Raw genomic sequence first — 7641 nt, forward strand, 5'->3', positions numbered from 1 at the left:
GGGCGGCGGAGCGGGACGGCCGTCAGAGAGCCGCAGGAGGGTCAGCGGGGCAGGGGGCGAACGGCACAGGGGTCAGCGCGGCACAGGGTCAGCGCCCGGGGGCGGCGACCCACCGCAGCAGTCGGGCGACAGTCCCTCGGGGAGGCGCCCGCCGCCGAACACGGCCGTCGTGGCCGGGTGGCCGTTGAGGGCCGCCACCGCCAGCAGCACCGATCCGGCGGTCCAACTGGTGCGCTCCTCCGGCCAGAACGCGTCGTCCGCGTACACGTAGCCGGTCCAGTAGAGGCCGTCCGCAGCGCGGAGGTGACCGATGGCTCCGAGGATCTCGGCTGCCCGGTCGCTGTCCCCCGCGGCCCACAGCGACAGCGCGAGCTCCGCGCTCTCGCCGCCGGTGACCCACGGATTGGGCAGGACGCACCGGACACCGAGCCCGGGGACGACGAACTCCTCCCAGCGCGAGTCGAGCCGCGCGCGGGCGGCGTCGCCGCGGAGCACGCCCCCGAGAACGGGGTAGTACCAGTCCATCGAGTAGCGGGACTTGTCCAGGAACCGTTCGGGATGGGACCGCACCGCGTGGGCGAGCCGACCGGTCGCCAGCTCCCAGTCGGGGCGGGGGTCACCGGCGAGTTCGGCGAGGCGGAGCGCGCAACGGAGCGCCTGGTGGATGGAGGCGCAGCCGGTGAGCAGGGCGTCCGTCACGGCCGTGCCGTCGGTCTCCCGCTTCCAGCCGATCCGGCCGTCCTCGTGCTGGAGGTCGAGGACGAAGTCGATGGCCGCGACGACGACGGGCCACATCCGTCGCCGGAAGCCGTCGTCGCCGGTGGCGAGGTGGTGGTGGAGGACCCCGACGGCGACGTAGGCGCAGAAGTTGGTCTCGCGCGAGAGGTCGGTCGGCCGGTCCGCGTCGCCGTCGTCGTAGGCGGCGTACCAGGAGCCGTCGGGGAGCTGGTGTCGGGCGAGCCATTCGTAGGCCGCGCGGGCGGGGGCGTGGTGGCCCGCGACATCGAGCGCCATGGCGGCCTCGACGTGGTCCCAGGGGTCGAGATGATGGCCGCGGAACCAGGGAATGGCGCCGTCGGGGCGCTGGAGCTCAGCGATCCGGTTCGCGGTGAGCGCGGCCTCCTCGGCGGTGAGCACTCCGTCGAGGGCGAGGGTGGCGCCCCGGCCGGGCACCGTCATGCCCGCTCCGCCACGCCGGCGGAGCGCGGGGCGGCGCGGAGCTGCGGCTTCGTGGCGTAGGCGACGAAGCTCTTGCCGATGACGGGGTTGAGCAGCCGGTCGGCGAAGCGTGTGGCGAACGGCCGTTTGACGATGTCCCAGACGAGCATCCGGTGGTAGGCGCGGACCGGCAGCGCGGCGTCGTCGCCCTCGCGGTGGACACCGAAGGCGCACTTGAGCCACCAGTACGGCGAGTGCAGGGCGTGGGCGTGGTGGACGCCGTAGGGTCGCAGCCCGGACTGCCGGATGCGGCCGAGCAGTTCGTCTGCCCGGTAGATGCGGATGTGGCCGCCCTCCACCTCGTGGTAGGCGTCGGAGAGGGTCCAGCAGACCTTCTCCGGTCCGTACCGCGGGACGGTGACGGCCAGGCGCCCACCGGGGCGCAGCACGCGTTCCATCTCGGCGAGGACACCGCGGTCGTCGGGTATGTGCTCCAGGACCTCGGAGACGATGACGACGTCGAAGCTGTCGTCGGGGAACGGCAGTGAGAGCGCGTCGCCCTCGATGGCGGTGGCCGTGGCGCCCTCGGGGGCCTCGCCGGCCTCGCGCATGGCGGCGAACCAGGCGGCGACCTCGCGGATCTCGTCGCCGTTGCGGTCCAGCGCCACGACCCGGGCTCCACGGCGGTAGCACTCGAAGGCGTGGCGGCCGGCGCCGCAGCCGAGGTCGAGGACGCGGTCACCGGCCGCGACGGGGAATCGGGTGAAGTCCACCGTGAGCACGTGGGGTCAGCTCCTTGCGTTCGGACGGTCGGCCGCCGGGGCGGGACCGGTGGCGGGGACCGCGAGGTCGGCGTCGCGCGGGGCGGCAGGGGTGGTCGGCGTGTCCGGCCGGTCGGCGCGGGCCGGCGGCGTGGTCGCGGCGTCGGATCCCGCGCCTCCCGCGGTGGCGGGCGCGGTGCCCGCTCCCGCTGCGGCGTCCGTCCCGGCCGTGGCGGCGGAGCGGAGCGTAACGAGCGGGGTGAGGGATCCGGTGGCGGTGGCGACCGGGGTGGTCCCTTCGGGCGTTCCGGGGCCGCTCGCTCGTCCGGGTCCGGCGGGCCGCTCCGTCACGGGGACGACGGTGCGGGGCGGGGCGGCGCGGCGCCGGTGGTCCGCCCGCGCCTCCCGGTAGCGCTCCACGGTGCCGCGCGCGGCCTGCTCCCAGGTGAATCGGGAGAGGACGCGCGCCCGGCCTGCCGCGCCGACGCGTGCGCGCAGCTCCGAGTCGGCAAGCATGCGGCCGAGGGCGGCGGCGAGAGCGGCCGAGTCTCCGGGTTCGACGGCCAGGCAGGTCTCCCCGTCGGGTCCTGCCACCTCGGGGATGGCGCCGCCGGTGGTGGCGACCAGTGGGGTCCCGGCGGCCATGGCCTCGGCCGCGGGCAGCGAGAAGCCCTCGTAGAGCGAGGGAACGCAGGCGACCTGCGCGCCGCGCACGAGGTCGGCGAGCTCCTCGTCGGTGACGCCCTTGACGAAGTCGACGGCCGATCCGAGCCCGTGGGCGGCCAGCGCGTCGGCAACGGGTCCGTGGGAGGGGCGGTGCCCGACGACGACGAGGTGCGCCTCGGGATGGTCGCGCCGCACCTCCGCGAGGGCCTCCACCAGGTGCACGAGGCCCTTGAGCGGCACGTCGGCGCTGGAGGTGGTGACGATCCGTCCGGGGACCTCCGCGACGGCCGGGTCGGGGCGGAAGACCCGGGAGTCGGCGCCGATCGGCACGACGTGGACGCGGTGCGGCCGGACCCCCAGGTCGTCGATGATCTGACGGCGGGAGGAGCCGGAGACGGTGAGGACGGACGGCAGGCGGCCCGCGACCCGCCGCTGCATCCGGGTGAAGGCGTACCAGCGGCGCTTGGAGAGGCGCCCACCGATGCTCTCGGCGGCGTCGATCTCCAACTGCCGGTCCACGGTGACGGGGTGGTGCACGGTGGTGACCAGCGGCAGCCCGAGCCGGTCGAGACCCAGCAGTCCGTAGCCGAGCGTCTGGTTGTCGTGGACGACGTCGAACTCACCGCTACGGGCGGCGAGATGGCGCCGGGCGCGGAGCGAGAAGGTGAGCGGCTCCGGGAAGCCGCCGGTGCGCATCGTGGCGAACTCCAACGCGTCGACCCAGTCGCGGAACTCCCCGAGGCGCGGCGTGCGGAAGGGGTCGGGGTCGCGGTAGAGGTCGAGGCTCGGCAACTCGGTCAGGGTGACGCCGGACCGGTCGTCGAGGACGGGGTAGGGCTGCGCTCCGATGACCTCGACGCGGTGGCCGAGACGGGCGATCTCACGTGAGAGGTGCCGCACGTAGACGCCCTGTCCGCCGCAGAAAGGATTCCCCTTGTAGGTGAGGAACGCGATGTTCAGCGGTTCGTCCGCGCGGTCTCCAGCGGTCACGCCCGCTCCCCTCTCGGTTGTGCGCCGGAGCGTAACCGTCCCGTTCCGACCGGAACAAGTTCACGTTGGCCCGGCTACCCGTCGGTACGAAGATAGCCGCCGGCCTCCGCGCCGTGACCGGCGGCCACCGGTGATCCCCACCACGGGTCCGCGGCCGTGCCGCACCGCCCGCGCCCCGGGCCGACGCCCCGAGACGGGCGGGGTAGGCCCACGGGCCCGGACCCGGCGGGCCGCCGGGTCCCGGCGGAACACGCCCGCGCGCACACGTCCGCCGGAACGTGGCCGATACAGTGAGGCCGCACTACACGTCCCCGCGCGGGGGAAGCCGGTGCGATCCCGGCGCTGACCCGCAACCGTGAGCGGCCCTGGGCCCGCAGCCGGAGCACCCGCGCCGGGACGGCACTGGCTCCCGGCCGCGCGGCCGGAACCGTCGAGGAACACGGAGCCGAGCCCCGGTGCGCCGCGTCGCCCGCGCCGCGGTGGATCGAGCCGTCTCGGCCACCAGAGCGAAAGGCGACCGATCATGAAGCTGCGCCGTGGCGCGGCGGCCCTCACCGGGGCCGCTCTCCTGCTGGGGGCCGTGCCTGCCGCGTACGCCCAGGACACCGGTGGCCCCTCCGAGCAGGACACCGGGCTGTTCGGCGAGACCGACCCGACCTACGACGGGGTGTGGCGGCAGTCGTTGGCCGTCCTGGCGCTGCGGGCCGAGGAGCGCCCCGTGCCGGACGCCGCTCTCGGCTGGCTGACGGCACAGCAGTGCGAGGACGGCTCGTTCGCCGCCTACCGCGCCGACGCCGAGGAGGAGTGCGGCGACGACGTGGCCGCCGAGTCCAACGCGACGGCGATGGCGGTGCAGGCGCTGGCCGCGACGCGTGGCGCCGACGGCGAGGAGACCCGCGCGGCCGTCGACTGGCTGCTCGGCATACAGAACGACGACGGCGGCTGGCCCTTCTCCCCCGGCGACCCGACCGACGCCAACTCGACGGCGGCCGTGGTCGGCGCGCTGGTGGCGGCCGGGGAGGACGTCCCGGCGGTCACCTCCGCCGACGGTGCCTCGGCCTACGACGCGCTGCGCGAGCTCCAGCTCGGCTGCGACGCCGAGGGGGGCGCACCGGGCAGCTTCGCGTGGCAGCCGGACGGCGACTCGGGTGAGCTCTTCGCCAACGAGGCGGCGACGGTCGACGCGGCGCTCGCGCTCCAGGGCAGCGGCCTGCTGGTGGACCCGGTCTCCGGGGACGACCGCCCGGCGGCGACCGAGTGCGGCCCGGACACCGGGGCGCTTCCCGAGGACGAGGCGCCGCGGGCGGCGGCGACCGCGGTGGCGGAGCTGGTGGCGGGTGACGAGGGCGCGTTCGTCCCCAACCCGTTCGCCGACGGGGACCCCGACGTGGGGGCGACCGCCCGCGCCGTGCTGGCGCTGGCCGCCGGCGGCTACGGCGGGGCGACGCAGGAGCCCCTGGCGTGGCTGGCGGAGAACGCGCAGGAGTGGACGTCGGACAGCCCCGCCGCCCTGGGGCAGCTGATCCTCGCCGTCCGCGCGGCGGACGGCGACCCGGCGGAGTTCGGCGGGACCGACCTGACCGCCGAACTGGTCGCCCTGGCGCCCGAGGACGGCGCGCAGGACGGCGGCGAGCCGGGGAACGGCGAGAGGGGTGAACCTGCCGGATCGGGTGAGGACGAGGACGGCGGGTCCGGCGCGGCGACCGTCCTGCTGGTCGTCGTGGGCCTGCTGGCGGGAGCCGGCATCGGACTGCTGCTGGCCATGCGCGGCCGTTCCGAGCGCCGAGGCGGCGCCGCCTCGGGCGGGACGACCGCCGACGGCGGCACCACCGCGGGCGGTTCGACCGCCGACGACCACCGTCCCGGCGGGGAGGGTTCCGGCGACTCCACCGGCGGTTCGTCGCGTTCCTCGGGTTCCTCGGGTTCCTCGGGTTCCTCGGGTTCCTCCGGCTCGTCCGGTTCGGACAGCTCCGGTGGCGACTCCGGCGGCGGTGGCGGCGACTGATGCGCCGTGCCGTACCAGGCGCCCGGCGGTCGGTCCTCGTACCGGCCGCCGGGGCGCTGCTGCTGCCGGTGCTCGCCGGGGGAGCGGCAACCGGGGCCGCCGCTCCCCCGGCCACCGGCTCCGTGGCGACCGACAACGCGGCGGGCGGCTCCGTGGCGACCGACAACGCGGCGGGCGCGCCGGCTCGCGACGAACCCACCGGCTACCGCTACTGGTCGTTCTGGCTCCGTGACGCGGACGACGGGCCGGACGACGGGAACGACGCGGGCCGGGGCACGACCAACGGCGCGTGGCGTTACGCCACCGAGGGTCCGGGAACCCTCCGCCCCTCGGACGGGGCCCTGCTGGGTTTCCGCTTCGGCATCGGCACGGGGGCGGGCGGCGCCGAACAGCCGCGCGGTGGGCACACCTTCGAGAGCGTCTGCGACGTCGCCACGGCGGGCGAGGACGAGCGTCGGGTGGCACTGGTGCTGGACTTCGGGACGCGGGCCGAGGCGCCCGCGGGTGAGGAACCACCGGAGCCAACGACGGCCTGCGCCGTGGTCGCCGACGGTGCCACCGCTGCCGAGGCGCTGGCCGCGACGGCGGACCCGCTGCGCTACGACAGGTCGGGGCTGCTCTGCGCCGTTCGCGGCTACCCGGAGCGCGGTTGCGGTGAGCAGGCGAGCGTCGCACCCGAAGACTCCCCCGACAGCGACGGGGGCGGCGACAACGGCAGCGAGGACGGCGGCTCCGCCGGCACCGGTGACGACGGCCTCGCCGGCGGTCTCGGGTTGTGGATCGGCATCGCAGCCGTGGCGGTGCTCGCGGTGGCGGCGTGGGGACGCGGTCGGCGGCGGGACCGGTGAGCCGGCGCGCCGGGGACGCGCCGAGGTCGGTGCCGCCGCACCCCGGCGGGGACCGTACCGGGCGGCACGGGCGCGACGGCGGCCTCACGGCCGTCGTGCGGGCCCCCCTGGCGACCCGCGCCACCGCGTTGCACGCGGGGGCGTGGTGGCTGTGGGCGCTGGGCCTGGCGACGGCCGCCTCGCGCACCACCAACCCGCTGCTGCTGGCGCTGGTCGTGGCGGTCGCCGGGTACGTCGTCTCCGCCCGCCGCACGGACGCGCCGTGGGCGCGGGCCTTCGGGTTCTTCCTCGCACTGGGCGCCGTCGTCGTGGTGGTGCGGGTGCTCTTCGCGGTGCTGCTGGGCTCCACGGTCGGGGGCACGCATGTGCTGTTCACACTGCCGGAGGTGCCGCTGCCGGAGTGGATGCAGGGTGTGCGGCTCGGCGGCCGGGTGCTGGCCGAGGGAGTGCTGTTCTCCTTCTACGACGGGCTGCGGCTGGCGACGCTGCTGATCTGCCTGGGCGCGGCCAACGCGCTGGCGGACCCGGCGCGGCTGCTGAAGTCGCTGCCGGGGGCGCTGTACGAGGCCGGGGTGGCGGTCGTGGTCGCGATGACGTTCGCGCCGCGGCTCATCGGCGACGTGGTGCGGATGCGGGCGGCGCGACGGCTGCGGGGCAGGCCGGACCGCGGCCTGCGGTCGGTGGCGGGGGTGGCGCTGCCGGTGCTGGAGGGGGCACTGGAGCGGTCGGTGGCGCTGGCGGCGGCGATGGACGCCCGGGGCTACGGGCGTTCCGCCCGGGTGCCGCCGCGCGTCCGACGCACCACCGCGGCGTTGACCCTGGGCGGGCTGCTGGGGGTCTGCGCCGGGAGCTACGGGCTGCTCGCGGCCGACGGCGGCGTGCTCGGACTGCCGGTGCTGGCGGCCGGTGCCGCGGCGGCGACCGCGGGGCTGTGGCTCGGCGGGCGACGCGCCGTGCGGACCCGGTACCGGCCGGACCGCTGGGGCGCCAGAGCCTGGCTGGTGGCGGCCTCGGGGGCTGCGGTGGCGGTGGCGTTCGTGGTGGCGGCCTCGGCCGATCCGGTGGGCATCGCGCCGCCGACGGTGCCGCTGACCGCGCCGACCCTGCCGTTGGGGCCGGCGCTCGCGGTGCTGCTCGGCCTGCTGCCCGCGCTCGTCGCCCCTGTCCCGTCGGACGCGCTGCGTCCGGCGACGGAAGGGCGGGACGGCGGCCC

6 protein-coding genes are annotated in these 7641 nt (G+C 76.4%); 3 read left to right on the top strand and 3 right to left on the bottom strand.

Going from position 1 to position 7641, the window contains the following annotated elements; genetic code table 11:
* Positions 1 to 72: 72 nt before the first annotated feature.
* The 3 genes from HCJ92_RS07255 to HCJ92_RS07265 are packed head-to-tail and all read right to left on the bottom strand — an operon-like array spanning position 73 to position 3575.
* Positions 73 to 1179, bottom strand: a complete 1107-nt coding sequence (locus HCJ92_RS07255) for a prenyltransferase/squalene oxidase repeat-containing protein (RefSeq protein WP_167932615.1) — start codon at positions 1177 to 1179, stop codon at positions 73 to 75.
* Positions 1176 to 1940 carry a methyltransferase domain-containing protein gene (locus tag HCJ92_RS07260; RefSeq protein WP_167932616.1) on the bottom strand — a complete coding sequence of 255 codons (765 nt, stop codon included), beginning with the start codon at positions 1938 to 1940 and terminating at the stop codon, positions 1176 to 1178. The genes HCJ92_RS07255 and HCJ92_RS07260 overlap by 4 nt, the downstream gene beginning before the upstream one ends.
* A 6-nt stretch (positions 1941 to 1946) precedes the next feature.
* The gene (locus tag HCJ92_RS07265) at positions 1947 to 3575 is read right to left on the bottom strand and encodes a glycosyltransferase (protein WP_167932617.1); all 1629 of its coding nucleotides are present in this window, start codon (positions 3573 to 3575) and stop codon (positions 1947 to 1949) included.
* A 523-nt stretch (positions 3576 to 4098) separates the two neighbouring features.
* Between HCJ92_RS07265 and HCJ92_RS07270 the strand changes: the two genes are divergently transcribed.
* The 3 genes from HCJ92_RS07270 to HCJ92_RS07280 form a co-directional block, all read left to right on the top strand.
* Positions 4099 to 5580 carry a prenyltransferase/squalene oxidase repeat-containing protein gene (locus HCJ92_RS07270; RefSeq protein ID WP_167932618.1) on the top strand — a complete coding sequence of 494 codons (1482 nt, stop codon included), beginning with the start codon at positions 4099 to 4101 and terminating at the stop codon, positions 5578 to 5580.
* A complete protein-coding gene (locus tag HCJ92_RS07275; protein WP_167932619.1) occupies positions 5580 to 6428 on the top strand; it encodes an SCO2322 family protein in 849 nt (282 codons plus the stop codon). The genes HCJ92_RS07270 and HCJ92_RS07275 overlap by 1 nt, the downstream gene beginning before the upstream one ends.
* Before the next feature lie 95 nt (positions 6429 to 6523).
* The coding region (locus HCJ92_RS07280; protein ID WP_167932620.1) for a CbiQ family ECF transporter T component at positions 6524 to 7641 on the top strand (1118 nt) is incomplete at its 3' end.

The organism is Streptomyces spiramenti (assembly GCF_012034385.1).
Lineage (GTDB): Bacteria > Actinomycetota > Actinomycetes > Streptomycetales > Streptomycetaceae > Streptomyces > Streptomyces spiramenti.

What these genes read in the sequence shown, in the direction of transcription:
- HCJ92_RS07270 (WP_167932618.1), top strand. Translation starts at nt 4,099, where the DNA reads ATGAAGCTGCGCCGTGGCGCGGCGGCCCTCACCGGGGCCGCTCTCCTG.
- HCJ92_RS07255 (WP_167932615.1), bottom strand. Translation starts at nt 1,179, where the DNA reads ATGACGGTGCCCGGCCGGGGCGCCACCCTCGCCCTCGACGGAGTGCTC.
- HCJ92_RS07275 (WP_167932619.1), top strand. Translation starts at nt 5,580, where the DNA reads ATGCGCCGTGCCGTACCAGGCGCCCGGCGGTCGGTCCTCGTACCGGCC.